General features: G+C 73.9%; 27 protein-coding genes. 14 read left to right on the top strand and 13 right to left on the bottom strand.

The genetic code is table 11. The features are described 5' to 3' along the window. Nucleotides 1-20: 20 nt before the first annotated feature. Both IG63_RS0115405 and IG63_RS0115400 read right to left on the bottom strand, forming a co-directional pair. Nucleotides 21-389: a DUF5130 family protein gene (locus tag IG63_RS0115405; RefSeq protein ID WP_030485246.1), complete on the bottom strand. Its 369-nt coding sequence runs from the start codon at nucleotides 387-389 to the stop codon at nucleotides 21-23. Further along, on the bottom strand, nucleotides 376-768 hold the full coding sequence (locus IG63_RS0115400) for a hypothetical protein (protein ID WP_030485245.1): 393 nt from the start codon (nucleotides 766-768) through the stop codon (nucleotides 376-378). Before IG63_RS0115400 ends, IG63_RS0115405 begins: the two co-directional genes overlap by 14 nt. Before the next feature lie 61 nt (nucleotides 769-829). Between IG63_RS0115400 and IG63_RS0115395 the strand changes: the two genes are divergently transcribed. From IG63_RS0115395 to IG63_RS0115385, 3 genes are all read left to right on the top strand, one after another. After that, nucleotides 830-1,951 (top strand): mechanosensitive ion channel family protein, encoded by a 1,122-nt coding sequence (locus tag IG63_RS0115395; protein WP_084597235.1) that lies wholly within the window; start codon nucleotides 830-832, stop codon nucleotides 1,949-1,951. A 67-nt stretch (nucleotides 1,952-2,018) separates the two neighbouring features. After that, nucleotides 2,019-4,634: an SCO7613 C-terminal domain-containing membrane protein gene (locus tag IG63_RS0115390; protein WP_030485243.1), complete on the top strand. Its 2,616-nt coding sequence runs from the start codon at nucleotides 2,019-2,021 to the stop codon at nucleotides 4,632-4,634. A gap of 47 nt (nucleotides 4,635-4,681) precedes the next feature. Beyond that, nucleotides 4,682-5,080: a globin gene (locus tag IG63_RS0115385; RefSeq protein WP_030485242.1), complete on the top strand. Its 399-nt coding sequence runs from the start codon at nucleotides 4,682-4,684 to the stop codon at nucleotides 5,078-5,080. Here IG63_RS0115385 and IG63_RS21680 read toward each other — a convergent pair. After that, nucleotides 5,077-5,925, bottom strand: a complete 849-nt coding sequence (locus IG63_RS21680) for an acyl-CoA thioesterase (protein WP_051706955.1) — start codon at nucleotides 5,923-5,925, stop codon at nucleotides 5,077-5,079. The genes IG63_RS0115385 and IG63_RS21680 overlap by 4 nt on opposite strands. Before the next feature lie 75 nt (nucleotides 5,926-6,000). Between IG63_RS21680 and IG63_RS0115375 the strand changes: the two genes are divergently transcribed. Continuing rightward, nucleotides 6,001-7,218: an acetyl-CoA C-acetyltransferase gene (locus IG63_RS0115375; protein ID WP_030485240.1), complete on the top strand. Its 1,218-nt coding sequence runs from the start codon at nucleotides 6,001-6,003 to the stop codon at nucleotides 7,216-7,218. Between the two features lie 44 nt (nucleotides 7,219-7,262). On the opposite strand, the gene IG63_RS0115370 is transcribed toward IG63_RS0115375, so the two are convergent. Then, nucleotides 7,263-7,796: a YceI family protein gene (locus tag IG63_RS0115370; RefSeq protein WP_030485239.1), complete on the bottom strand. Its 534-nt coding sequence runs from the start codon at nucleotides 7,794-7,796 to the stop codon at nucleotides 7,263-7,265. 117 nt (nucleotides 7,797-7,913) lie between these two features. Here IG63_RS0115370 and IG63_RS0115365 point away from each other — a divergent pair, with 117 nt between their 5' ends. Then, nucleotides 7,914-8,405 (top strand): MarR family winged helix-turn-helix transcriptional regulator, encoded by a 492-nt coding sequence (locus IG63_RS0115365; protein WP_030485238.1) that lies wholly within the window; start codon nucleotides 7,914-7,916, stop codon nucleotides 8,403-8,405. Nucleotides 8,406-8,427: 22 nt separating this feature from the next. Here the strand turns inward: IG63_RS0115365 and ettA are convergent, their stop codons facing one another. From ettA to IG63_RS0115340, 5 genes are all read right to left on the bottom strand, one after another. Next, nucleotides 8,428-10,110 carry an energy-dependent translational throttle protein EttA gene (ettA, locus tag IG63_RS0115360; protein ID WP_030485237.1) on the bottom strand — a complete coding sequence of 561 codons (1,683 nt, stop codon included), beginning with the start codon at nucleotides 10,108-10,110 and terminating at the stop codon, nucleotides 8,428-8,430. Nucleotides 10,111-10,144: 34 nt separating this feature from the next. Beyond that, a complete protein-coding gene (locus IG63_RS0115355; protein WP_051706953.1) occupies nucleotides 10,145-10,525 on the bottom strand; it encodes a single-stranded DNA-binding protein in 381 nt (126 codons plus the stop codon). A 123-nt stretch (nucleotides 10,526-10,648) separates the two neighbouring features. After that, nucleotides 10,649-12,313 carry a GTPase gene (locus tag IG63_RS0115350; RefSeq protein WP_211249348.1) on the bottom strand — a complete coding sequence of 555 codons (1,665 nt, stop codon included), beginning with the start codon at nucleotides 12,311-12,313 and terminating at the stop codon, nucleotides 10,649-10,651. After that, the gene (locus IG63_RS0115345) at nucleotides 12,310-14,022 is read right to left on the bottom strand and encodes a dynamin family protein (protein ID WP_245604457.1); all 1,713 of its coding nucleotides are present in this window, start codon (nucleotides 14,020-14,022) and stop codon (nucleotides 12,310-12,312) included. The genes IG63_RS0115350 and IG63_RS0115345 overlap by 4 nt, the downstream gene beginning before the upstream one ends. Further along, entirely contained in the window at nucleotides 14,015-15,175 is a 1,161-nt protein-coding gene (locus IG63_RS0115340; protein WP_051706950.1) for a PrsW family intramembrane metalloprotease, read from the bottom strand. Before IG63_RS0115340 ends, IG63_RS0115345 begins: the two co-directional genes overlap by 8 nt. 81 nt (nucleotides 15,176-15,256) lie before the next feature. On the opposite strand from IG63_RS0115340, the gene IG63_RS0115335 reads away from it, so the two are divergent. Then, nucleotides 15,257-16,708 (top strand): aminopeptidase P family protein, encoded by a 1,452-nt coding sequence (locus IG63_RS0115335; RefSeq protein ID WP_245604456.1) that lies wholly within the window; start codon nucleotides 15,257-15,259, stop codon nucleotides 16,706-16,708. A 334-nt stretch (nucleotides 16,709-17,042) separates the two neighbouring features. On the opposite strand, the gene IG63_RS0115330 is transcribed toward IG63_RS0115335, so the two are convergent. After that, on the bottom strand, nucleotides 17,043-17,261 hold the full coding sequence (locus tag IG63_RS0115330) for a DUF2510 domain-containing protein (RefSeq protein ID WP_030485231.1): 219 nt from the start codon (nucleotides 17,259-17,261) through the stop codon (nucleotides 17,043-17,045). Between the two features lie 141 nt (nucleotides 17,262-17,402). On the opposite strand from IG63_RS0115330, the gene IG63_RS0115325 reads away from it, so the two are divergent. From IG63_RS0115325 to IG63_RS22240, 7 genes are all read left to right on the top strand, one after another. Continuing rightward, a complete protein-coding gene (locus IG63_RS0115325; RefSeq protein ID WP_030485230.1) occupies nucleotides 17,403-17,957 on the top strand; it encodes a hypothetical protein in 555 nt (184 codons plus the stop codon). Between the two features lie 82 nt (nucleotides 17,958-18,039). Further along, nucleotides 18,040-18,840 carry an MBL fold metallo-hydrolase gene (locus tag IG63_RS0115320; protein ID WP_030485229.1) on the top strand — a complete coding sequence of 267 codons (801 nt, stop codon included), beginning with the start codon at nucleotides 18,040-18,042 and terminating at the stop codon, nucleotides 18,838-18,840. 50 nt (nucleotides 18,841-18,890) lie between these two features. Next, a complete protein-coding gene (locus tag IG63_RS23920; RefSeq protein ID WP_157210232.1) occupies nucleotides 18,891-19,541 on the top strand; it encodes an ATP-binding protein in 651 nt (216 codons plus the stop codon). Beyond that, nucleotides 19,466-19,642 carry a helix-turn-helix domain-containing protein gene (locus tag IG63_RS23985; RefSeq protein WP_281174303.1) on the top strand — a complete coding sequence of 59 codons (177 nt, stop codon included), beginning with the start codon at nucleotides 19,466-19,468 and terminating at the stop codon, nucleotides 19,640-19,642. The genes IG63_RS23920 and IG63_RS23985 overlap by 76 nt, the downstream gene beginning before the upstream one ends. 108 nt (nucleotides 19,643-19,750) lie before the next feature. Beyond that, a complete protein-coding gene (locus IG63_RS0115310; RefSeq protein ID WP_030485228.1) occupies nucleotides 19,751-20,575 on the top strand; it encodes an alpha/beta fold hydrolase in 825 nt (274 codons plus the stop codon). A gap of 52 nt (nucleotides 20,576-20,627) precedes the next feature. Then, nucleotides 20,628-21,314 carry an alpha/beta hydrolase gene (locus IG63_RS20890; protein ID WP_084597233.1) on the top strand — a complete coding sequence of 229 codons (687 nt, stop codon included), beginning with the start codon at nucleotides 20,628-20,630 and terminating at the stop codon, nucleotides 21,312-21,314. Beyond that, complete coding sequence (locus tag IG63_RS22240; protein WP_084597232.1) at nucleotides 21,299-21,490, top strand: hypothetical protein; 192 nt, start codon at nucleotides 21,299-21,301, stop codon at nucleotides 21,488-21,490. Before IG63_RS20890 ends, IG63_RS22240 begins: the two co-directional genes overlap by 16 nt. A gap of 41 nt (nucleotides 21,491-21,531) precedes the next feature. On the opposite strand, the gene IG63_RS0115300 is transcribed toward IG63_RS22240, so the two are convergent. Further along, the gene (locus IG63_RS0115300) at nucleotides 21,532-21,966 is read right to left on the bottom strand and encodes a hypothetical protein (protein ID WP_157210222.1); all 435 of its coding nucleotides are present in this window, start codon (nucleotides 21,964-21,966) and stop codon (nucleotides 21,532-21,534) included. Nucleotides 21,967-22,331: 365 nt separating this feature from the next. Between IG63_RS0115300 and IG63_RS0115295 the strand changes: the two genes are divergently transcribed. Continuing rightward, nucleotides 22,332-22,547: a hypothetical protein gene (locus IG63_RS0115295; protein WP_157210221.1), complete on the top strand. Its 216-nt coding sequence runs from the start codon at nucleotides 22,332-22,334 to the stop codon at nucleotides 22,545-22,547. Nucleotides 22,548-23,140: 593 nt separating this feature from the next. On the opposite strand, the gene IG63_RS0115290 is transcribed toward IG63_RS0115295, so the two are convergent. Both IG63_RS0115290 and IG63_RS0115285 read right to left on the bottom strand, forming a co-directional pair. Next, nucleotides 23,141-23,857: a hypothetical protein gene (locus tag IG63_RS0115290; protein WP_157210220.1), complete on the bottom strand. Its 717-nt coding sequence runs from the start codon at nucleotides 23,855-23,857 to the stop codon at nucleotides 23,141-23,143. A 20-nt stretch (nucleotides 23,858-23,877) separates the two neighbouring features. Next, on the bottom strand, nucleotides 23,878-24,216 hold the full coding sequence (locus tag IG63_RS0115285; protein ID WP_030485224.1) for a hypothetical protein: 339 nt from the start codon (nucleotides 24,214-24,216) through the stop codon (nucleotides 23,878-23,880). Nucleotides 24,217-24,298 lie beyond the last annotated feature (82 nt).

Raw genomic sequence — 24,298 nt, 5'->3', positions numbered from 1 at the left:
GCCGGGGCCCGGCCCCCCCGTCAGGCGCGCGAGCGGGAGGCGGCGTCGGCGAGCCGACCGATGCCGTCGGTGAGCCCGCCGACGAGGTCGCCCTCGGCGAAGGCCGACTGCATGCCGGAGGCAGCGAGGCCGACGGCGTCGTCGTCGAGCGCGTGGCGCACCTCGGCCCCCGTGACGATCTCGAGCACCCGCGCCGCGGGGTCGACCATCACCAGCACGCTGCGGGCGGGGCTGGTCAGGGCGGCGTGCAGCCGCCGGGCGTAGTCGCGCGAGGGACCCTGGGCGTGGCCGACGAAGACCGAGAACTCGAAGCGGCAGGTGGTCTCGGCCCGGCGCATCGCCCGGTCGATCTCGGCCTGCTGGCGAGCGCTCAGCTCACCAGCTGGCACTGGTGCCCCCGGAGCCCTTGCTGCTCGCCTCGAGCTGCTCCGGGGTGACGGAGTCGGCTGCGCCGACGCCCTTGGTCGGTGCGCCGAACCACTCCGCGTCGCCGCGCCAGCCGCCTCCCTCGTAGTCCTTGTCGCCGGCCAGCGACGGGAGGACCGAGAGCAGCGCGATGACGAGCGCGAGGCCGACCGGGAGGATCACCAGCACGAGCAGGAAGCCCAGCACGGAGACCTCCGGCGGCTGCTCCCAGGCGGTCGGGGTGTCGGCCGCGGCGGGCGCCGCCGAGGCGGCCAGCACGAGCGTCGTGGCGGTGGCCGTGAGGCCGGCACGCAGCCCTCGGGCACGACGGCGGGCGGGGGTCGGGCGCTCGTGAGTGAACACACAGGAAGGATAGCCCGCGCGCGCTTTGGTCTCGCGCAGGCGTCCTCGTAGCCTCGCGGGCATGCCTGAGCTCCCCCTGGGCCCGATCCCCGACCTCCTCACCCCCGCCGCGACCGTCCCGATCTCCCTGCTGGCCTCGCTGCTGGGCCCGCTCCTGGGCTGGCTCCGCGTCCCCCTGCTCGTCGAGGTGCCCGTGCCGCCCGGACTGGCGAGGTGCGACCGCGACGAGAGCCTGACCTGCGACGCGGTGCTGAGCTGGACCGGCAACGAGACCGCCGCCGGCGTCGCCACCTGGCTGATCGGGGTGCCGTCGAAGATCCTCGGCATCCTGCTCGTCGCCGCGCTGATCCGGTGGGTCGCGAGCAAGGCCATCGACCGGGTCATCGCCCGCGCCGAGAGCACGCCGCTCCCGGGCCGTCCGCACACCAACACCCGGCGCGCCCAGCGAGCCCGCAGCCTCGGCACCCTGCTCAAGAGCATCACCACCACCGTGGTCTTCGGCGTCGCCTTCGTGATGGTGCTCTCCGAGGTCGGGATGGACGTCGCCCCCATCCTGGCGAGCGCCGGCGTGCTCGGCCTGGCCATCGGCTTCGGCGCGCAGAACCTCGTCAAGGACTTCCTCTCCGGCGTGATGATGATGATCGAGGACCAGTACGGCGTCGGCGACGCCGTCGACCTCGGCGAGGCGATCGGCACCGTGGAGGCGGTCGGGCTGCGCGTGACGCGCGTGCGCGACGTCGACGGCACGGTCTGGTACGTCCGCAACGGCGAGATCCTGCGGGTCGGCAACCAGAGCCAGAACTGGGCGCGCACCGTGCTCGACGTCACCGTCGGCTACGGCGAGGACCTGGTGCGGGTCAAGCGCGTGCTCTCGGAGGTCGCGCACGACCTCTGGGGCGACGAGGACTTCCGTGACGTCGTCATCGAGGAGCCCGAGGTGTGGGGCGTGCAGGACCTCGGCCCGCAGGGCGTCGTGGTCCGGGTCACGCTGAAGACGGCGCCGCTGGAGCAGTGGGCCGTCGCCCGCGAGATGCGGCAGCGGATCAAGGCGCGCTTCGACCACGAGGGCATCGAGATGGTGCTGCCCCAGCGGATGGTGTGGCAGCAGCCGCCCGGCGCCGAGAGCACCCGGGCCACCGGCGACAGCAACGAGTCGCAGGCGCCCCAGCGCGGCACTGAGTAGGCCTACTCAGGCACGTTGAGCGTGCCGACCGAGGCCAGGGGGCCCGCGACCCACGATCATCGGTGGCATGAGCCGACTCGCGGACCCCACGATCTGCCCGGACTGCCGCGCCGCGCTCGACGCCGCCGGCACCTGCCCCGACTGCGGCCTGCGGCTCCGGGGCCCGGTCGCCGCCGAGCTGTGGCAGACCATGCTCACCGCCGACCGGCTCGTCTCCCGGCTGCGGCAGGCAGCGACGGTGCCTCCCGCCACCCCCGCACCCGCGTCCGTCACCTCGCCGCCCGCGCCCGTCCCCTCGCCCCCCGTCCCCTCGACACCGGTCCCCCCGACGCCCGCTCCAGCGCCCGCCCCGGCGCCGTACCCGAGCGCACCTCCGCGCCCTGACGAGCCCGCCTCGCCCCGCCGTGGCCTCGCGGCGGCGTCGGTCCCGGTCGTCCTGCTCTCGCTCGGTGGACTGTGCCTGGTCGTCTTCGCCGCGATCTTCCTGGGAGTCGCCTGGGACGTGCTGGGGCTGTGGGGCCGGAGCCTGGTGATGCTGGTCCTGACCCTGCTGCTCGGACTCAGCGCCGTGCTGGTCACCGTGCGTGGCCTGCGCGCCTCCGCCGAGACGCTCTGGCTGGTCGTCGGCGTCACCCTCGCGCTCGACCTGTACGCCGCCTCGGCGGCCGACCTGCTCGTCACCGACCTCTCGGGCCGCTGGACCAGCAGCGTCGTGGGAGCGGCGCTGCTGGTGCTCGGGGCGGCCGCGGCGGCCTGGGCGCGGCGCACCCCGTGCCGCACGCTGGTCACCCCCCAGGTGGTGGCCGTGCTCGGGGTGGCCGCCCTGAGCGTGGCGCAGCTCCTCGGCCGTGACGACCCGGCGCCAGCGGCGGCGGTGCTCGTGGGCGTGCTCCTGGCCGTCGCCTGGGTGCTGGAGCGGCTGCGGCTGCCGTGGTCGGCCGCCGGGTCGCTGCTGCTGGCCGTGGGCGCCTGGCTGCTGCTCGTGGTCGTCGAGTCCGTCAGTGCCGGCGTCGACGACGACCCAGGCTGGCTGTGGTGGTGGGGCCTGGTCGTGGCAGCGGCGTACGCCGCGGCGGTCGCGCAGGCGCCGCGCCGCCTGCTGGCCGGTCGGTTCGCCGACGGCACCGTGGCCGTCGCGCGCAGCGTGGCCGCCACCGGCGCGCTCGTCGCCCTGCTGCTGCTCGTCACCTCGCCGGCGGTCACCGACTCCCCCGACCTGCGCGCCCTGCTCGCCGCGGCGGGCCAGCTGCTGCTGCTCGCCCTGCTCGTCCTCGCTGCCACCGTGTGGGCCCGGGCCGCGGCGCCGCTGGCCGTCCTCGGCTCCCTGGGGCTGGTCGGCGCGCTGCTGGGACAGGCCGGCGGGGTGGTCAGGGGCGCGCTGCTGGACGGGGCCGTGGAGCTGACGCCCGGGGCCCGGCTGGCTCCCGCGGGCGACGTGCACCCCCTCGTGTGGCTGGTCCACGGCGTCGTGGCCGCTCTCTCCGTGGCTGCCCTGGTCGGGGTGCGCGGGCCCGGCCTGCTCGGCGTCCACGCCGACGGCCGCGCACGCGGCGACGCCGGCCTGCGCCAGGACGTCGCGGTGTCCGCCGGCGTGGCCGCGCTCGCCCTCGGCGGCTGGGACGCCGTGCTCGCCACCGGGGTGCCGCTGTGGGCCGCGGTCCTCGCCGGGCTCCTCGCTGCCGGGGCGACCGGCTGGTCGGCCTGGTGGTTCCGCCAGCGTCCCGCCGCGGCCGTGCTCGCCTCCGGCGCGACCCTGTGGGTCGGCGGCTTGGTCACCTGGCTCGCCCTGGCCAGCGGCTCGGAGCTGCTGATCGCGATGGTGCTCACCGCGCTGGCGGTCCCGGTGGCCGCCGCCGGGGTGGCGCGCGACCGTGCCGGCGCCACGGTGTCGGGGGCCCTGCTGCTCGGCCTCGCCGTGCTCGTCGGCGCCGGGGCGCTGCACCAGTGGGGCACCTGGCTCGGGGCCGACAGCGGCGCCCGGGCGCTGGTGCTGGCGGCGTACGCCGCCGCGCTGCTGCTCGCCGCGCGCGTCGCCACCCGCCAGCCGGCCTCGCGGCTGACCCTCGAGCTCGCCGCCGTGCCGCTCACCCTGGCCGCCCTCGCCACGGTCGGCGACGCCGACGGCGCCCTCGTGCTCACGGTCGTCGGCACCGCGGTCGCCGTGTCGTCGGTGTGGCAGCGCGACCGGGCGACCCTCGGCTGGCTCGCCCTGGCGGTGGGCCTGCTCGCGCTGCTGTGGCGTGGCCTCGCGGGTCTCGAGGCACCCGAGCTCGCCTCGCTGCCGATCGGTGCCGTGCTCCTGGTCGGCGGTGCGCTCCGGCTCCGCCGCGACCCGGAGCTGGGCAGCGCCACGGCACTGGGGCCCGGTCTCGCCCTGTCCCTCGCCCCGAGCCTGCTGCTCTGCCTGCCCGACCCGGTGTCGGTCCGCGGCGCCCTGGTGGCCGCCGGCTCGCTGGCGGCGCTCGCCGTCGGCGTCCTGGGTCGGCTCTCCGCCCCCTTCGTCGTCGGTGCGCTGGCCACCGGGCTGCTGGTCCTGCGCCACCTCGGGCCGGTGGCCGACGCCGTGCCCCGCTGGATGGCCATCGGGCTGGTCGGCGCCGTGCTGCTCGTCGCCGGCATCACCTGGGAGGCGGGGCTCCGCAACCTCTCCCGGGCGCGGCGCTACGTCGTCTCGCTGCGCTGAGCAGGCTGCCCCACCCGCGCCCCCGCGCTCACGGGCCGCCCCCCACAATGGGACCCGTGAGCACGTTCTACGACGAGATCGGCGGCAGCGCCACCATCCGCGCGATCGTGCACCGCTTCTACGAGGGGGTCGCCGGCGACGAGGTGCTGCGACCGATGTACCCCGAGGAGGACCTCGGCCCGGCCGAGGACCGCTTCGCCTCGTTCCTCGAGCAGTACTGGGGCGGCCCCACGACGTACTCCGAGCGCCGTGGTCACCCGCGGCTGCGGATGCGCCACGCTCCCTTCGCGGTGACGCCGACGGCCGCCGAGCACTGGCTGCGCCACTTCCGCGCCGCCCTCGACGCGAGCGACCTGACGCCGGAGCAGGACCAGCAGTTCTGGGACTACGTCACCCACGCCGCCCAGTTCATGGTCAACACGATGGACGACCTCTCGGCCCGCTAGGAGTCCGCGAGCTCCTGCTCCAGGCGGGCCCGGTGGGCCGCGGCCAGCGGCGCCGGACGCTGGGTCGCGGGGTCGAAGCTGACCGCCACCGCCGTGGCGCGTGCCCGCACCTCGCCGGTGTCGTCGACCAGGTCGGCGTTCACGGTGAACGACGTGCGTCCGAGGTGGGCGACCCAGGTGCGCACGGCGACAGCGTCGTCACGGCGTACGTCGCGCAGCAGGTCGAGGTCGAGCCGGGCGACCACGACGGCACCCCACTCCTCGCCCAGGGTGTGCAGGTCCATGAAGTAGCGCACCCGCGCCTCCTGGAACCACTCCATGACCGCGTCGTCACGCGCGACGCCCGTGACGCCGAGGTCGCGGGAGCGCACGGTCACCGGCTGCTCGGCGCGGGGCGGACCGCCGGTGGTGACCACCTCGCGCCACTCGTGGGCGCGGGCGGGGTCGGCGTACGCCCGGAGCTCGCGCAGGGAGGCGGCGTCCGCCACCTCGAGCGTGCTCTCGGACCGCACGTGCACCAGCGGCGCGTCGCCGACGTGGCGCCGGGTGATCAGCACCTGCGCCAGCCGCACCTCGTCGCCGTCGACGGCGACGACGCTGGTCCGGACCTCCGCGTCGGCCCTGGCGAAGACCATGGGCGCCGCGAAGGCGATCCGGTGGGCACGACAACGCACCTGGTCCTCGGGCACGTCGTAGTCGCCCAGCCAGCTCTCACGTCCCTCGGTCAGGTAGTCGAGGTAGCGCACGTTGTTGACGTGGCCCAGGGCGTCCATGTCGCCGAAGCGTCGCTCGACGTCGACCGATCGGTCGTGGGGGTCGAAGGGAGCCGGCTGGGCGAAGCTCATGCGCCGATGGTCGCAGGTCTAGGCTGGCCGGCGACTACCGACCGGTAGTACGCCGCCGACCCGAGGAGTCCCCCCATGCCCGAGGCCGTCATCGTCTCCACCGCCCGCACCCCCATCGGTCGCGCCGGCAAGGGATCGCTGAAGGACTTCCGGCCCGACGACCTCACGGCGCTCGCGGTGCGCGCGGCGCTCGACAAGATCCCCGCGCTCGACCCCACGACCATCGACGACCTGCTGCTCGGGTGCGGCCTGCCCGGCGGCGAGTCGGGCTTCAACATGGCGCGGGTCGTGACGACGCTGCTCGGGCTCGACACCGTGCCGGGAGCCACCATCACCCGCTACTGCTCCTCCTCGGTGCAGACCACGCGCATGGCCTTCCACGCCATCAAGGCCGGCGAGGCCGACGTGGTCGTCTCCGCGGGCGTCGAGACGGTGTCGCGCTTCGCCAAGGGCACCTCCGACCACATCCCCGACACGGTTAACCACGCCTTCGACGACGCCCAGTCGCGCACCGCCGAGCAGGCGCAGGGCGGCTCGGTGTGGCACGACCCGCGCGAGGACGGCCTGCTGCCCGACGTCTACATCGCGATGGGCCAGACGGCCGAGAACCTCGCCTCGCTGCGCGGCCTGTCACGCCAGGAGCTCGACGAGTTCGGCGTGCGCAGCCAGAACCTCGCCGAGCAGGCGATCGCCTCCGGCTTCTGGGAGCGCGAGATCACGCCGGTCACCACGCCCGACGGCACCCTGGTGACCGCCGACGACGGCCCCCGAGCGGGCGTCACCTACGAGTCCGTCGCCGGGCTGAAGCCGGTCTTCCGCCCCGACGGCGTGGTCACCGCGGGCAACTGCTGCGCGCTCAACGACGGCGCCGCGGCCGTGGTGGTCATGAGCGACACCAAGGCGGCCGAGCTCGGCCTGACGCCGCTGGCGCGGGTGGTCTCGACCGGGGTGAGCGCGCTCTCGCCCGAGATCATGGGGCTGGGGCCGGTCGAGGCGAGCAAGCGCGCGCTGGCACTCGCGGGCATGAGCATCGGCGACATCGACCTCGTCGAGATCAACGAGGCCTTCGCGGCCCAGGTCGTGCCGTCCTACCAGGACCTCGGCGTCGACCTCGACCGGCTCAACGTCAACGGCGGCGCGATCGCCGTCGGTCACCCCTTCGGCATGACCGGCGCCCGGCTGCAGAACACGATGCTCAACTCGCTGGACTGGCACGACAAGTCCACCGGTCTGATCACGATGTGCGTCGGCGGCGGCCAGGGCATGGCGCTCGTGCTGGAGCGCCTCGCCTGACCGCCGCCGGACGACAGGTCTCGCGGGAGGTGGAGCGGGGCGGGTCAGCCCTGCTGCTGCACGGCCTCCACGGCGAGGTGGATGGTGACCTTGTCACCGATGAGGACCTTGCCACCGTCGAGCGGGATGTTGAAGTCCACGCCCCAGTCCTTGCGGTTGATGGTGGCGGTCGCCTCGAAGCCGACGCGCTGGTTGCCCCAGGGGTCGGTGTCCTGGCCGAGGAACTCGACGTCGAGCTCGACGGGCTTGGTGACGCCCTTGAGGGTGAGCTCGCCCGCGGCGGTCTCGCCGTCGAAGGACGTGGTCACGAAGGTCATCTGACCGTGGGTCTCGGTGTCGAAGAAGTCCGCCGAGCGCAGGTGGCCGTCGCGGGTCTCGTCACGGGTGTCGATGCTGTTGAGGTCGATGACGGCCTCGGCGCGGGTGTCGGCCACGCTCTCGCCGGTGGTGATGGTGCCCTCGAACTTGGTGAACTGGCCGCGCACCTTGCTCATCAGGTGGCGGACGGTGAAGCCCACCTCGGAGTGGCTGGCGTCGATGGTCCAGGTGCCGGCGGTCAGGGCGGTGTCGGTGGTCATGGGTGCTCCTCGTGGTGCGGTGGCGGGTTGTTGACGGCTCAACTACTGATGCCGGCACTCTATTCCCTCCGCGCGCCAGGAACTTCGCGACCCACAGGCTTCTCCTAGACTCCGCCCATGAACTCCCCTCGGGACGGCATGTGGCTGGACTCCTCCCAGCAACAGGCGTGGCGCGCCTACATCATGGGCACCGAGCTGCTGCTCTCCCGGCTCGACCGCGAGCTGCGCGAGGAGCACGGCATCTCGCTGAGCGAGTACGAGATCCTGGTCCGGCTCTCGGAGTCCGCCGACCACCGGATGCGCATGGCGCTGCTGGCCGACTCGCTCTCGCACTCGCGCAGCCGGGTCACCCACACGATCGCCCGGATGGAGCGCGACGGGCTGGTACGCCGCCAGGCGGCCGCCGCCGACGGGCGCGGCGTCGAGGCCGTGATGACCGAGGCGGGCTACCGGCGCCTGGTCGACGCCGCCCCGAGCCACGTGCGGGGCGTGCGCCAGCACCTGGTCGACCTCGCCACGCGCGAGGACTTCGCCGCGCTCGGCCGTGTCTTCGACGAGGTCAGCGACCGGCTGCTCGAGGGACTCCCGGCCGGCACCGACATCCGCTGACCGGCGCCACCCGGTCGGAGCCTCACTCGCGGGTGAGCCGCCGGTGGGTCACCCGGTGCGGACGCGCGGCCTCGACGCCGAGGCGCTCGACCTTGTTGGCCTCGTAGGCCGCGAAGTTGCCTTCGAACCAGAACCAGCGGCCGGGCTCGTCCTCGGTGCCCTCCCACGCCAGGATGTGGGTGGCGGTGCGGTCGAGGAACCACCGGTCGTGGGAGGTGACCACGGCGCAGCCGGGGAAGTCGAGCAGCGCGTCCTCGAGGGAGGAGAGCGTCTCGACGTCGAGGTCGTTGGTCGGCTCGTCGAGCAGCAGCATGTTGCCGCCCATCTTCAGCGTCAGCGCCAGGTTGAGCCGGTTGCGCTCCCCGCCCGACAGCACGCCGGCCTTCTTCTGCTGGTCCGGGCCCTTGAAGCCGAAGGAGGCGACGTAGGCGCGTGAGTTCATCTCGAAGTTGGCGACCTTGATGAAGTCGAGCCCGTCGGAGACGACCTCCCAGACGTTCTTCTGCGGGTCCAGGCCACCGCGGCTCTGGTCGACGTAGGAGATCTTCACCGTCTGGCCGACCTTGAGCTCGCCGCTGTCGGGCTGCTCGCTGCCGGTGATCATCCGGAAGAGCGTGGTCTTGCCGACGCCGTTGGGGCCGATGACGCCGACGATGCCGGCGCGGGGCAGCTTGAAGGACAGGTCGTCGATGAGGGTGCGGCCCTCGAAGCCCTTGCCGAGGTGGTCGGCCTCGAGCACGACGTCACCGAGGCGCGGCCCGGCGGGGATGTTGATCTCGGAGGTGTCGATCTTGCGGGCGCGCTCGGCCTCGGCGGCCATCTCCTCGTAGCGGGCGAGACGGGAGCGGCTCTTGGTCTGGCGGGCCTTGGCGTTGGAGCGGACCCACTCCAGCTCCTTCTCGAGCATCTTGGCGCGCTTGGCGTCCTTCTGCCCCTCGATCTTGAGCCGGTCCTTCTTGGTCTCCAGGTAGGTGGAGTAGTTGCCCTCGTAGCCGTGGATCTGGCCGCGGTCGACCTCGGCGATCCACTCCGCGACGTTGTCGAGGAAGTAGCGGTCGTGGGTCACGGCGAGCACGGCGCCGGGGTAGGACTTCAGGTGGCCCTCGAGCCACTGCACGGACTCGGCGTCGAGGTGGTTGGTGGGCTCGTCGAGGAGCAGCAGGTCAGGCTGCTGGAGCAGCAGCTTGCACAGCGCCACCCGACGGCGCTCGCCACCGGAGAGGTGGTCGACGATCTCGTCGGGCGGCGGGCAGCGCAGCGCGTCCATCGCCTGGTCGAGCCGCGAGTCGAGGTCCCACGCGTTGGCGTGGTCGAGGTCGGTCTGCAGCTCGCCCATCTCGGCCAGCAGCGCGTCGAAGTCGGCGTCGGGGTCGGCCATCGCCTCGGAGATCTCGTTGTAGCGGTCGAGCTTGCCCTTGATCTCGCCGACGGCCTCCTCGACGTTCTGCAGCACGGTGCGGCCCTCGCTGAGCGGAGGCTCCTGTTGCAGCATGCCGACGGTGGCGCCGGGGTCGAGGATGGCGTCGCCGTTGTTGGGCTGGTCGAGCCCGGCCATGATCTTGAGCAGCGAGGACTTGCCGGTGCCGTTGGGACCGACGACACCGATCTTGGCGCCGCGCAGGAAGGACAACGTGACGTTGTCGAGCACCACCTTGTCGCCGTGGGCCTTGCGGACGTTGCGCAGAGTGAGGACGTAGTCAGCCATGGTGCCGCCAGCCTAGAACGCCGCCGGCCCCGCCTCACGCGGCGGGCTGCTCCTCCACCGGGCGGGCCGGCCTGGCGAAGGCCGAGGTGCCGCGGTTGAGGTCGTGCCCGACGAAGCTGGCCTCGACCACCCAGGCCGCGCCGGTCGTGCCGTCCTGTCGCTGCCACCGCTCGACCCGCACCCGTCCGTGCACCACGACGGGGTCGCCCTTGCGCACGGACGCCGCGACGTTGGTCGCCAGCGTGCGCCAGCAAGTGACGGTGAACCACTGGGTCTCGCCGTCGACCCACTCGCCGTCGCGCCGTCGCCGCGGCGTCGAGCCCACCCGGAAGGTGGCCAGCGGGGCCTCCCCCGCCACCTTGCGCTCGACGTCGCCGCCGACCCATCCCTGCAGCGTCACGTAGCTGTCGTTCACCCTGGTCTCCTGTCGTCTCGGGGGCGGACGGAGTCAGTGCACCCCGTGCGGGCGCGTCCGGGCGGCCCCGAGCGAGGACTGTGGAGAAGTGGTCCGTACGCCGCCCCTGTGGACGGCAGCCGGTCAGCGGCCCAGGCCGCGGAGACCCTCGGTGACCAGGCGATGGGCCTCGAGCTCGGCGCGGACCGGCCCCACCACCAGCTCGTCGGCGACCTCGGTCACAGCGGCGCGCAGCCGGGCCTCGGCCCGGCGCGCCCGTCGCCGCGCCGCCATCCCGAGCGCCGCGCGGGCCAGCAGCGCGAGCAGCCAGCCGAGCAGCACCCCACCGACCAGGAGTCCGGTGGGCAGGGGGACGCCGCTCCAGTCGGGCGTAGAGGGAGCGGGGAGCTGCAGGAATCCCATCACCGCGAGCACGCCGAGCCAGACCGCCCCGACCACCGCGGCGGCGAGCAACACCCACTGCACGGCCTGCGCCGGACGGCACCACCAGGGCAACCCCGCGGTGCCCAGGTCGGTGCGCCCGACGGCGTCGTCGAGCCGGTCCTCCAGGTCGTCGAGCCGCGACGCGGCGGCAGCCCGGACCGCCCGGGACCACGCCGGGCCCAGCGCGTCGCCGACTCCCCCCACCTCGCGCACCGCCGACTCCAGCCTGACCCGGCCCACGTGGCCGGTCGCCGGCATCGAGGACCTGGCGGCGACGACCACGTCGCCGCCCGTGGTCCCGGAGTCGAGGCGCAGCCGCCGCAGCGGGTCCGGACGCAGCCGGCTCAGCCAGGCGGTCACCGGCCACCCGGTCGCCTGCCGTCCGCGAGCCGTCGTGGCGCGCTCCACCGCCCCGACGACGACGGGCACGCCCGCCGCCTCGGCCATGGCGTCGTGCAGCGCGCGCTGGTCGCGGGGCCGCAGCTCCCGGGGGTCGGCGTCGCTGTGCGCCTGCCGCAGCCGCGCGGCCACCGTGTCGACGTCGGCGGCGAGGCGGGCGCGTGACCCGGTGCGCCCCGCGACCCGTGCCGCGACCTCCGCACGGAGCGCGTCGAGGCCCTCCCCGGTGCGGGCGGAGGCGGCGAGCAGCGGCACGTCGGTGAGGCCGTCGGCGTCGAGCAGGCGTCGTACGTCGGCCAGCACCGCCTCGCGCTCGCCGGCGGGCACCTCGTCGATGCGGTTGAGCACCACCAGGAAGACGTCGCGGTGGGCCGCCATCGGCTCGAGGAAGCGCCGGTGCACCGCGGCATCGGCGTACTTCTGGGGGTCGAGCAGCCAGACCACCAGGTCGGTCATGCCCACGAGCCGCTCGACCTGCAGGTGGTGGCCGACCTCGGTGGAGTCGTGGTCGGGCAGGTCGACCAGCACCAGCCCGTCGAGCTCGGGGTCGGGAACCCGGTCGTCGTCGAGGCTCGAGCCGTGCAGCGCGCGGTGACGCGGCGGGACCTCGAGCCAGTCGAGCAGCTCGTCGGCCGGCTCCTCGCCCCAGACGCAGGCGGTGGGGTGCGAGGTCGTCGGACGCCGCACGCCCACGGTCGCGAGGTCGACCCCGGCGAGCGCGTTGAAGGTCGAGGACTTGCCCGAGCCGGTGGCGCCGGCCAGCGCGACCACCGTGTGCGACCCGGCGAGGTCGAGGCGCCGACGTGCCCGGGCGACGACTGCCGCACCGGCGCCGACCACGTCGTCGGGCAGGCGCCCGCGTCCGTGCTCGACCACCTGCTCGAGGCCAGCCACCCGCTGCTCCAGTCGGTCGGAGCGTCGCAGCAGCCGCTTGGCGCTCTCGACGAGACCCGTGCGGGGGCTCACGGCGACGCCTCCGCGGCGAAGCGGGTGTCGTCGAGCCGCCGGGCGAGGGTGCGCAGGTGCTCGGCGCCCTCGTCACCGACGGGCAGGGCGTCGAGCAGGTCGGTGAAGCGGGCGCGCTCGGCCGCCATCAGCTGCTCCACCCGGTCGCGCAGGTCGCGGCGCGCCGCCGCGGCGAGGCGGCGTACGGCCTGGTCGCCGAAGACGGCCTCGAGCAGCTTCTGCCCCACCACGGCCGAGCCGCCGGCGACGCCGACCTCGACGCCGGTCACCCCGCCGGTGGACGCGAAGACGACCACCATCAGGCACACCGCCAGGCCGTTGAAGCCGAAGGCGAGGAAACGGGCGGTGCCGCGCTTGTCGGCCCCCTCGCTGCGCACCAGCTCGAGCACGGCCTGCTGCCAGTCGCGCACCAGGCGCTCGGCCCGCTCGCGGCACTCCCGCGAGGCCCGGGACAGGTCGCCCGCCGGCTCGAGCAGCGACCGTCCGGCCGGGTCGCCGCGCCAGGCGGCGTCGGTGCGCTCGGCCGCGGCCTCGGCGTGCCCGACCAGGAGCGAGTGCAGCCCCGACTCGACGGCCACGGTGACCCGCTCGGCCTGCTGGGGCTTCCCGCGCAGGGCCCCGGTGAGGCGGTCGCGCAGCGCGCCGAGCCGCGACTCCAGCGCCCGCAGCAGCTCCCCCGTGCCCACGAAGTCCTGCCAACGGGCCAGCACCTCGCCGCGCAGCAGGGTGCCGTCGGCGGTGGCCTCGTCGACCTCGGTCACGGCACGGGCGTACGACGCCTCGGCCTCCCGGCGGAGCCGCGCCGCGGTCGTGGCCTGCTCGTCGGCGGCGTCGGCGAGGGCGAAGCTGCCGCGGGCCAGCGCACGCACCGCGCCGTCGAGCGTCTGTCGCACCACCCGCTGCCGCGCCTCGACGTCGGCCCCCAGGTCCTCGAGCCACGCGCGGACGTCGCCCACCACCGCTTCGGGCAGCAGGCCGTCGTCGCCCAGCGGCGACTCCGTGACCGTGAAGAGCGGTGAGTCCTTCAAGCCGCGGGCGACCAGCATCCGGGCAAGGTCGTGGGCGACGTCGTGGCGCGCCGCGTCGGGCGTCCGGTCGAGCACGATCGCGACCGCCGCGCTGCGCTCCACGGCCTGGCGCAGGAAGTCCCACGGCACCTGGTCGGCGTAGCGCGCGGCGGAGGTGACGAAGAGCCAGAGGTCGGCGGCGGCGAGCAGCTGCCCGGCGAGCACGCGGTTGCGCTCCTCGACGGAGTCGATGTCGGGCGCGTCGAGCAGCGCGAGGCCGCGGGGAAGCGTCGGCGAGGCGACCAGCCGCAGGGCGCCGGGGTCGTCGGTGGTGCGGGTGACCCGCTCGAGGTCGGGCAGCACCCGGCCCCGGTCGAACCACGCGACGTCACCGGGGTGGTGCACCAGCACCGGTGACCGGGTGGTCGGACGCAGCACCCCGGGCTCGGTGACCCGCTGGCGGACCAGCGAGTTGACCAGCGTCGACTTGCCGGCGCCGGTCGAGCCGCCCACGACGGCGAGCAGCGGCGCGTCGAGCTCGCGCAGCCGTGGCACGACGTAGTCGTCGAGCTGGTGGGTCATCTCGGCCTGCCGGGCGCGGTGCCCCGCGACGCCCGGCAGGTCCAGCGGCAGGGCGACCCGGTCGAGCGCCGTACGCAGCTCGCCCAGCGTCTCGAGCATCCGGCCGGCAGCCTCAGCCACGGGGCTCCCCCACCTGGGGCACCTGCGGCATCGCGGCGTACCTGCCCGGCGTCGGCTGCGGCCAGAGCACGCGCGGCCGGAGGGCATGCAGCGCCTCGACGTGCCCCTGGCCGATCCGGTCGAAGCCGTCGGGCGCGGTGCCGCGCAGGTAGCGGTGGTGCAGGAAGGCCAGCTCGACCGCCTCGCGCTGGTAGTCGGCCATCGCCGTGCGCGCGGCCCTGCCCCCGACCCGCTCGGCGTGGCGCCGGGCGGTGCGCCGGGCGGGGATCGAGGCAAGCCACGGGATCTCCGCGGGGTGCACGAAGCCGCGCCGGGCGCAGTCGTCGAGCGCCCGGGTGAGCAGGTGCCGCTCCCGGGAGCGCGCCCAGATCGCGAAGCCGCTGAGCAGCAGGAAGGCCGGCACCATCAAGAAGACGTAGGTCGACAGGGCGTTGCGCCCGTCGTCGAGGACCAGCGAGCCGTTCCAGGCCGCGTGGCTCCCCACCGCCAGGGCGTAGCCCAGCAGCGGTGCCACCACCCGCACGGCGGGACGGCGGCTGCTCACCGCGATCCCCACGCCGATGCCGAGGAAGGCGGTGAAGAAGGGGTGGGCGAAGGGGCTGAGCACGCAGCGCACGAGGAAGAGCACGACGGCGCCGCCGATCCCGCCGGCCTGCGTCCCGTCGCCCTGGTAGGCCGCGGAGAGGTAGAGGATGTTCTCGACGAAGGCGAAGCCGATCCCGACCATGCCGGCGTACACCAGGCCGTCGAGGACGCCGTCGAGCTCGTGCCGGCGGAACCACAGCAGGAGCAGGATGAAGAGCCCCTTCGTCGCCTCCTCCGTCACCGGCGCGACCACCGCGCTGCCGAAGACGTCGTCGGCGCCGATCAGCACCGACGAGCCGAGCTGGAGGACCAGGGCCACGGAGGTGGCCACGAAGGCGCCCCAGCCGAGCGCGAGCAGCAGCAGCGAGCGGGGCTCGGGCTCGTAGCGGTCGAGCCACATGAAGATCGCCACGAGCGGGCCCACCGGCAGCGCCGCGAGCACGGCGCCGACGACCAGCGCGGTCGGCGCTCCCGAGAGCAGCAGCACCAGCGCGATGACCAAAGCGCCGAGCACAAGGACCACCGACACCGACACGGTGAAGGCGACGGAGCTGCGGCGGGCGGGCATGGGCGAGAGCGTATCGAGCAGCGACCCCCCGCCCGTCGCTCGGAGGGGCGGCGACGGGTCGGCGCCTCCTAGGATGGCCGGGTGAGCGCAGAGCAGCCCGAGACCCCGGCCGACACCACCGCCACCCTGTCGTCCTCCACCGAGGAGCACGTCGAGAGCCACGACCCGGCGGTCCCGGCGGCGTACGCCGACTTCATGCGCACCGGGTGGGCCGAGACCGGGCTCGACCTGCCCGCCCACCCCGTGACGCCCTGGGCGGCGAGGCGCCGCGAGCGGTTGGCCCAGCAGTTCCCCGGCGAGCGGCTGGTGGTGCCGGCCGGCGGCTTCAAGGTGCGGGCCAACGACACCGACTACCGCTTCCGCGCCGAGACGGCCCACACCTACCTGTGCGGCAACCAGACCAGCGACGCCGTGCTGGTGCTCGAGGACGGCGAGGCCGTGCTCTACGCCCGCCCCCGCAGCTCGCGCGAGACCGACGAGTTCTTCCGCGACCGGCAGTACGGCGAGCTGTGGGCGGGGCGCCGTCCGTCACTCCGCGAGATCTCCGACTCCCTGGGGGTGACCACGCGTCACCTCGACGAGCTGCCGGCCGAGCTCGGGCGCGACGCCAAGACCCGCGTGCTCCGCGGTGCCGACCCCCGCGTCGACGCCCTCGCCGCCGGTGACCCCGGCCGCGACGCCGACCTCGCCCGGGTGCTCTCCGAGCTCCGCCTCGTCAAGGACGAGTGGGAGGTCGCCGAGCTCCAGGGCGCCTGCGACACCACCACTCTCGGCTTCGAGGACTCCGTGCGCGAGTGGGACCGCGTGCTCGAGCACGGCGAGCGCTGGATCGAGGGCACCTTCTTCCGGCGTGCCCGCACCCACGGCAACGACATCGGCTACGACTCCATCGTCGGCGGCGGTCGCCACGCCACGGTGCTGCACTGGACGCAGAACGACGGCCCGGTCACCGCGGGCGACCTGCTCCTGCTCGACATGGGCGCCGAGGCGACCTCGCTCTACACCGCCGACGTGACCCGCACCCTCCCCGTCGACGGACGCTTCTCCCCGCTCCAGCGCGACCTCTACTCGCTCGTGCTCGCGGCGCAGGAGGCGGGACTCGACGCCGTGCGCCCCGGCAACGCCTTCCGGGCGCCGCACGAGGCCGCGATGACCGTGCTGGCGCACGGCCTCGCGGAGCTGGGGCTGCTCCCCTGCTCGGCCGAGGAGGCGCTGAGCCCCGACAGCCGGGTCTACGCCCGCTGGACCCTCCACGGCACCAGCCACATGCTCGGCCTCGACGTGCACGACTGCGCGGCGTCCGACCCCGACACCTACCCCGGCGGCGACCTCGCCGAGGGCATGGTCCTCACCGTGGAGCCCGGCCTCTACTTCCAGGACAGCGACCTGCTCGTGCCCGAGGAGCTGCGCGGCATCGGCATCCGCATCGAGGACGACGTCGTCGTCACCGCAGACGGCCACCGCAACCTCTCCGCCGCCCTCCCCCGCGACCCCGACGAGATCGAGGCCTGGATGGACCGCCTGCGCTCCTAGCCCGGACGTGGGAAACGCGTCCGGCCCACGGCCGCGCCGCCGGTCGCTCCCCGACACCGCGCGTGCGTGACTCGTGGTGCCGGGGAGCCCCCTGCGGGAGCACTCCGGCTCCTGGTGCCGCGCCGGATACCCGCCCTCGTAGGAGACATTCCTCACGGGGAAGCACGCCTCATCCGCCTCGCAGCGGCAATGAGTTTCCACGCCCGGACAACGGGCACAGGGACGTGGCTCGGGTCAAGCAGTGCGCCGGGGTGAACGCCCATCCCCGTCAGCCGACCCGCTGCTCGTCGGGGGTGGGCGTTCCCTCGGGCTCCGCGCCCGGGTCATCGCCCCTTCACGTGCTCGGGTGCGCCGGCACCTGCCCCGTCCCGGCGACGTCCCACCGCTCACCGTCCCAGTAGCGGTGGCCGCGCGCGTCCTCGGGCGATCGGTACCAGCCGACCTGTCCCACGGGAGCGACGACCCAGAGCGCCGCCGAGGTGTCGGCGACCGACCCCTCGTTCTCCCCCACGCCGACCGCCCAGGACGGGCGGGTCACGGTGGCGGGTGGCACCGCACCCGGGTGCCCGACCAGGCGCCCGTCGTGCCATGTGCGCCCGACACCGGTCGCGCGGCCGGTCCGCCCAGGCAGGTGGCCGATTGGACGACCGGCGTGCGGGTAAGCCGACCCCTCGGCACACCGAAGGAGACACACATGTCAGAGAAGAGCACCGGCGTCCGCAGCATGCACGACCTGGGACTCGCCGCGTGGTTCGGCGGTTCGCTCATGGGCGCGGTCGGACTCAACGGGGCCAGCGCCCAGGCGCAGGACCCGACCGAGCGCGCCAAGCTGGCGGCGTACGGCTGGGCCAGGTGGACGCCCGTCAACGCGGCGGCCATCGGGCTGCACGCCCTGGGCGGCCTCGGTCTCATCGGCGCCAACAAGTCCCGCGTGGCCACCCAGCCCGGCGCCCGGGCCAACACCGTCGTCAAGGCCGCGCTCACGGTCGCCGCTGCCGGGCTGACGGCGTACGCCGGCTACCTGGGGCGCCAGGTCGACCAGCACGCCCACGAGGGTGCCGTCGGCGCCACCGAGCCCCAGGGCGACGCCAGCGAGACCCTCAAGAAGGCCCAGCAGCAGCTGAAGGTCACGCAGTGGGCGATCCCGGCCGTCACCGGCGCGCTGGTCGTGATGGGCGCCGTCCAGGGCGAGCAGCAGCGTCCCCAGTCGCTGGTCCGCAACCAGCTGGACCGGCTGCCCGGCCGCTGATCCGTCCGGACCCGGCGCCGACCACGGTGCCGGGTCCGCGGCGGCCGCGTCTGTCGCGCCCACGATCCCCGGGGAGGTCCCCGTGCCCGAGCTCGGCCGAGTGCGCTTCATCGGCACCGCCACCACGCTGATCCGGCTCGGTGGCTTCACTCTCCTCACCGACCCGAACTTCCTGCACCGCGGGCAGCGGGCCTACCTCGGCAAGGGGCTGTGGTCCCGTCGCCTCACCGAGCCGGCGATGTCGCCCGCCGAGCTGCCCGCGCTCGACGCCGTCGTCCTCTCCCACCTGCACGGGGACCACTTCGACCGCGTGGCGCGGCGCGAGCTCTCCCGTGAGCCACCGGTGCTCACCACGCCGGCCGCGGCCCGGCGCCTGCGACGCTGGCGCTTCGACGCCGAGGGCCTCGAGACCTGGCAGGAGCGCTGGCTGGTCAAGGACGACGAGCGCCTGCGCATCCGCGCGCTGCCCGGCCTGCACGCCCGTGGCGCGCTCCGCCCGCTGCTGCCACCGGTGATGGGGACGCTGCTGGAGTACCAGGCGAGCGGCGGAGCGCCGTACCGCGTCTACCTCAGCGGCGACACCCTCACCGGGGAGCACGTCGACGAGGTCGCGCGCCGCCACCCCGAGATCGACCTGCTCGTCCTGCACCTGGGTGGCACCCGGCTGCTCTGGCACACCGTCACCATGGACGCGCCGCAGGGCGTGGACTTCGCGCGCCGCATCGCCCCCCACGGCGTGCTGCCGGTGCACCACGACGACTACCGCGTCTTCCGCGACCCGCTCGAGCGCTTCCTGGTCCTGGCCGACGACACCCTCGGGTCGGGCACGGTGCACCGTCTCGAGCGCAGCGAGACGCTGTCGCTCCATCCCCGCCCGTCCTGAGCCGCCCCGCGCCCCCGGCGCGGAGGCCCGAGCGGTCCTAGCGTCGGAGCGTGGAGGGTCGGCCACTGCTCGGACGCGAGCGCGAGGTCCGCCGCGTGGCGGGGCTGCTGGGGAGCGCGCGCAACGGTCGCGGCGGAGCGATGTGGATCAGCGGCGAGCCGGGCATCGGCAAGACCACCCTGCTGCGCACGTGCACCGGCACCCTGACCGGCGTGCGGCTGCTGCGGGTCGACGGGTACGCCGCGGAGTCGACGATGCCCTTCGCGGCCCTGCAACGGCTGGTGCACCCCCCGGCGGGACCGGGTCACGCGACTGCCCGAGCGTCACCGTCAGGCGCTCCAGGTCGCGGCGGGGGTGGCGGAGGGACCCCCGCCCGACCGCTACCTCGTCGGACTGGGCGTGCTGGGGCTGCTCGCCGCCGCGAGCGCGGACCAGCCCGCCGTCTGCACGGTCGACGACGCCCACCTGGCGGCGACGGGGCGATGCGGCGACGCACCTGCGCCGAGCGGCCGAGCTCTTCGAGCAGTCCCAGGCCGTCTGGTTCACCCACCGCACCCTGCGCGAGCTCGAGGCCGCAGGCGAGCCACCCCAGGCAGCGCGCGACGCCCCCGGCCCAGACCTCACCGTGCAGGAGACGACCGTGGCGCGGCTGGCCGCCGCCGGGCACACCAACGCCGAGATCGCGGCCACCATGTTCCTGAGCCCGAACACGGTCGAGTACCACCTGCGCAAGGTCTTCGCCAAGCTCGGCGTCTCCTCGCGTCGCCAGCTGGCAGACCACCTGCCGCAGCAGCAGAACTAGGACCTCCCGGGCCGCGACGGCAGCGACTACGTGCTTCACGTGGTCCACGCGGTGCCCGGGGCGGCGAGGCTCGACCGAGGCCCGCGACCCCGACACCCGGAGGACCCCATGCCGTTCGTCACCGCCGAAGACGGAGCCCAGATCTTCTACGAGGACTGGGGCACGGAGGGGACGCCGGTGCTGCTGTCGCACGGGTGGCCGCTGAGCTCCGACGCCTGGGAGGCCGCTGCCCTGTTCCTGGCCCAGCACGGGCACCGGGCGATCGCCCACGACCGTCGCGGGCACGGTCGGTCGTCGCAGACCTGGAACGGCAACGAGATGGACACCTACGCCGACGACCTCGCCTGCCTCGTCGACCACCTCGACCTGCGTGACCTCACCCTCGTCGGTCACTCCACCGGCGGTGGCGAGGTCGTCCACTACGTCGGTCGACACGGCAGCGACCGCGTCGCCAAGGTCGTCCTCGTCTCCGCGGTCCCACCGCTGATGCTGCAGGCGGACGACAACCCCGAGGGCCTGCCCCTCGCGGTCTTCGACGGCATCCGCGCCGGCGAGGCCGCCGACCGGTCCCAGCTCTACCGCGACCTCGCCGACGGGCCGTTCTTCGGACACAACCGTCGTGGTGACGTCGACAAGGGCTTCCGCGACGCCTTCTGGCTGCAGTCCATGGCGTGCGGCCACCGGGCCGCCTACGAGTGCATCGCCGCCTTCTCCGCGACCGACTTCCGCCCGGACCTGGCCAAGCTCGACGTCCCCACCCTGGTCATCCACGGCGACGACGACCAGATCGTGCCCTTCGAGGTCGGTGGCAAGCGCTCCGCGCAGCTGGTCGCGGGCGCCGAGCTGCAGGTCTACCCGGGCAGCCCGCACGCGCTGCCCGACACCGACCGCGAGCGCCTGCACGCCGACCTGCTCGCCTTCGTCGAGCCCTGACCGCACCCCTGTCCTCTCGGGCCCACCCCTCGACCTCCCAGGAGGAAGCACCATGGACCGCACCGCCGACGCGACGACGAGTACGAGCACGAGCACCGAACCCGACACCGTGGTGCTCGTCCACGGGCTCTGGGTCACCCCCGCAGCTGGGAGCAGTGGGTGCCCCACCTCGAGGCGCAGGGACTCACGGTCCTCCCCCGCCTACCCGGGGTTCGACATCGAGGTCGAGGCACTGCGGGAGAAGCCCGACCTCATCGCCGAGCTGTCGGTCAACGACACCGTCGAGCACCTCGCCGACGTCGTCGCCGGCGTCCGGACCCCGCCGATCATCATGGGCCACTCCTTCGGCGGCACCCTGACCCAGCTGCTCCTGGCCCGGGGCCTGGGATCCGCCGGCGTCGTCATCGACTCCGCACCCATGGAGGGCGTGCGGGTCAATCCGATCTCCCAGGCCAGGTCGCTCTTCCCGGCCCTGAAGAACCCCGCGAACCGCAAGAAGGCGGTCGGCTTCACCGCCGAGGAGTGGCACTACGCCTTCGCCAACACGCTCTCGGCCGAGGACTCCCCCGCCAGCTGGGAGCGCTACGCCATCCCGGCGCCGGGCCACTGGGTCTTCGAGTACGGCCTCTTCGCCACTTCAAGCCCGGCCACCAGGACACCTGGGTCGACTACGCCGCCGACCGGGCGCCGCTGCTCTTCATCGCCGGCGAGAAGGACCACATCATGCCCCCGTCGGTGAACCGCTCCAACGCCAAGCACTACAAGAAGTCGCCCGCGCTCACCGACTACCACGAGTTCGAGGGCCGGGACCACTGGACCTGCGGGGCACCCGGCTGGGAGGCCGTGGCCGACTACCCCCTGACCTGGGCCCGACGCCACGCCTCGACCCGCCACCTGCACCCCACGGGCGCGTGACACGGCCCCGGTCCCTGGGCAGGCCCGGCGACGCGGCGCCGTCACTCGATGCGCAGCGCGTCCATCAGCAGGCGCAGCTCAGCCGAGGGTTGCAGCACCCCGGCCACGATCCCCTCGGTGGTGGCCTCCCCCGCCGGCACCTGGGCCGGATCGTCCGTCAGTCGCACCGAGCCGCACCCGAAGCGATCGGCCAGGACGCCGACGCGACCGGTGTCGTGCTCCAGCACCAGCAGCGTTCGCGGCCCCAGGTCGAGGGTGCAGACCTGGTCGGCCGGGGCCGGTCTGAGGTCCGTCAGAGCGGCGGCGTACCGCTCGAGGTCGCTGTCGGCGACGTCGCTGGCGGCCCCCAGACGCTCCCAGACCCAGCTCTCGTCCCGCCCGTCGTCCGTCTCGCTGCCCCGGTAGACGCACCGCCATGCCTGGGTGAAGGCTGGCAGTCGCGGCGCGGCCGCGGCCGGGTCCGTGTTGCCCAGCACGGCCGAGCCTGCCGACGGCCGCGGCAGCTCTCGCGGGCACGGCGGCCCGGACGGCGTCGTCGTCGACCCCGGCGAGGCCGTCTCCTGCGCGCCACCGGTCGGACGCTGCGAGGCATCCTCCGGCCCGGCACCGTCGCCCGAGCACGACGACGCCGCCAGCGCCATCGCGCCGACCAACACCGCCAGCCGAGCCTGCCGAGATCCCACAGAGGAGGGACGCAGCCGGTGCCGCGGCGGTTCCCTCATGCACGATCCCGGGACGGCGGCAGGACGCGGCTGCGACCCGGCAGTCTCACCCTGGCCCCACCACACGGTGCGCCCAGCAGGTCTGGACGGAGGCATGGCCTTCAGGCAGCATCCGAGTGATGGAGCGCGAGCATCGACGCGAGGAGCGAAGCGTCGTCATCGCGACAGGGCTCGCCCTCGCGGCGACACTGCTGCTTCTCGGGCTGGTGTCTCTGGGGCTGCTCGGGCGGGTCGTCGAGCCAGCCGAGGCTGTCATGCGCGGCCTCACGTTCGCGATGCAGGCGGGCTGCGTCGCTGTTCTCGTGGCGTACGTCGCCAAGCACCGCCGGCCCTAGGCCTGCGAGCTCTTCCGCTCGCAGGAGCCGCAGCCCAAGAGGAGCAGCCGCCCCGGCTGGCTGGTCAGATCACGTGCTGGCGGCGGGTCCCCGCGAGCTGCCGAGCGAGTCTCGAGGCGAAGCCGCACACATCACCCGGTCGAGGGTTGCGACATACTTGCGGCGGATCGATGAGTGCCGTCGGACGACACCGGTTCGTCCCCGTCGTCGGGATGGACTTTCGATCCCGGCCCCTGTGGTGGATAGGAAATACAGATCTGACCTGCGCATCAGCTCCCTGACCTGCGCGGAGTTGTGCGGATCCTGGAACGAGGCTTCTAGTTCCGAGGACGCGCTGTCTCGGTCCCGCTGTTTCCGGGACCCTTCGGCTTGTCCGCCCATGTGCCGGCGCAACCTCAAGTGGAGCTTGTGATCCCGTTGGCCGTCCCACGTTGCCGTAGCGCTGATCGCAGCCGAGGGTGCGGCATGGACGGGTGGCTCGCCCCACAAGGCGACCTACCACGCGAGCAGCGAGCCGATCTACTCCAAGGAGAAGCCTCGACTGCAGCCCATGGTCAACGACGCAGGTGTGCGAAGCCGCATCCCCAACTGAGTTATGGAAGCTCGACGCCCCGCGGGCCAAAGGCCCCGGCAGCCGAGTCTGGCCCCGTCTCGACACCCTCCTCATCCTCTGCGAGCCGTCGCTCAGTGCGATGACGCATCGGGTCCGTGAGCTCCCCGTTCACCAGCGCGAGCACCCTCGCATCGCCGAAGCCCCAGGTGAGCTCGTCGTCGGCCCACAGCGGTAGCGCCCCGGCCGCTGTGGGGGTGCCGACGGGGACGATCTCCCTGCCCCGGTCAGCGTCCGGCTCGTCATCCGCGCGGTTGTCGACCCTGTTCAGGTACGCGGCCCACGACTCCGGCGTCACTCCCCGCAACGTCAGGTTCAGACCCCGAACCTCATCGTCAGACACCGTCACCGGCGCGCCGCCCTGCCCCAGGTAGGCCAGCAGCGCCCGCCATGCCTCGTCGGGACGCCACTCCCGGCGCGTCGGTGCCATCCCAGGGGTCCAGTCGCTGTCGGTCATCATCTTGAAGGTCCACGCCGCGTCCAGCTGGACATCCAGCCACACCTGCCGCGCGGCATCACCGCGTACTGCGGTGACCCCGTCCACAACCGCGCCCTCAACACCGGGATCGTCGAAGGCCCAGCTCAGCCGGGGCGCTGCGCCCGGGGTGACGCACCAGTCCGTCACGCGCAGGGTCAGTGGTGTCCCCGGGACGGACACCGGGTCCAGCGCAGCCAGCAGGTCCTCGTAGGTCAACGCCACCGAGGCAGTGAACCACTCCCTCACCATCTACTCGAGCGCACTGACGGACGATGAGTGACGCTGGCCCAGGCGAGGGCGACGAGGCCCAGGACGCAGGCCCCGCTCACCGACAGAGCAACTGTCATCGCACGCTCCACCGTTGGGGAGACCGCACGCAACACGTCGGCGTCATCGAAGGCCAGCCCCCACAGGTACCAGTAGGCCACGGAGCAGACCGCCACCACCGCACCGAGGACGATCGCGCCCAGGGAGACCCAGCGGGGCTGACGGGTGTTCGCGAGGCCACCACAGATCACGAGCGCGACCAGCGGACCAACGAGAGCGGCAGCCACGTAGAGAAGACCGGCGACGAAGCTCACCGTTGGATCCTAGGTGGATCGCACCGCACCGTCCGCGGACCGAGTCAGCGTTGCCTCCTTCCCGCAGCGCCGATGCCAGGGC

This window comes from Nocardioides aequoreus (assembly GCF_000720335.1).
Classification (GTDB): domain Bacteria; phylum Actinomycetota; class Actinomycetes; order Propionibacteriales; family Nocardioidaceae; genus Marmoricola; species Marmoricola aequoreus.
Note: the sequence above shows the minus strand (reverse complement) of the source record. Positions and strands in the feature narration are given on the sequence as shown.

Coding starts and splice junctions, on each gene's coding strand:
- IG63_RS0115365 (WP_030485238.1), top strand. CDS start 7,914: ATGAACTCCCCTCGGGACGGCATGTGGCTGGACTCCTCCCAGCAACAG.
- IG63_RS0115390 (WP_030485243.1), top strand. CDS start 2,019: ATGAGCCGACTCGCGGACCCCACGATCTGCCCGGACTGCCGCGCCGCG.
- IG63_RS0115340 (WP_051706950.1), bottom strand. CDS start 15,175: ATGCCCGCCCGCCGCAGCTCCGTCGCCTTCACCGTGTCGGTGTCGGTG.
- IG63_RS20890 (WP_084597233.1), top strand. CDS start 20,628: ATGGACCGCACCGCCGACGCGACGACGAGTACGAGCACGAGCACCGAA.
- ettA (WP_030485237.1), bottom strand. CDS start 10,110: ATGGCTGACTACGTCCTCACTCTGCGCAACGTCCGCAAGGCCCACGGC.
- IG63_RS0115385 (WP_030485242.1), top strand. CDS start 4,682: ATGGGACCCGTGAGCACGTTCTACGACGAGATCGGCGGCAGCGCCACC.
- IG63_RS0115375 (WP_030485240.1), top strand. CDS start 6,001: ATGCCCGAGGCCGTCATCGTCTCCACCGCCCGCACCCCCATCGGTCGC.
- IG63_RS0115295 (WP_157210221.1), top strand. CDS start 22,332: ATGGAGCGCGAGCATCGACGCGAGGAGCGAAGCGTCGTCATCGCGACA.
- IG63_RS21680 (WP_051706955.1), bottom strand. CDS start 5,925: ATGAGCTTCGCCCAGCCGGCTCCCTTCGACCCCCACGACCGATCGGTC.
- IG63_RS22240 (WP_084597232.1), top strand. CDS start 21,299: ATGCCCCCGTCGGTGAACCGCTCCAACGCCAAGCACTACAAGAAGTCG.
- IG63_RS0115310 (WP_030485228.1), top strand. CDS start 19,751: ATGCCGTTCGTCACCGCCGAAGACGGAGCCCAGATCTTCTACGAGGAC.
- IG63_RS0115370 (WP_030485239.1), bottom strand. CDS start 7,796: ATGACCACCGACACCGCCCTGACCGCCGGCACCTGGACCATCGACGCC.
- IG63_RS0115395 (WP_084597235.1), top strand. CDS start 830: ATGCCTGAGCTCCCCCTGGGCCCGATCCCCGACCTCCTCACCCCCGCC.
- IG63_RS0115325 (WP_030485230.1), top strand. CDS start 17,403: ATGTCAGAGAAGAGCACCGGCGTCCGCAGCATGCACGACCTGGGACTC.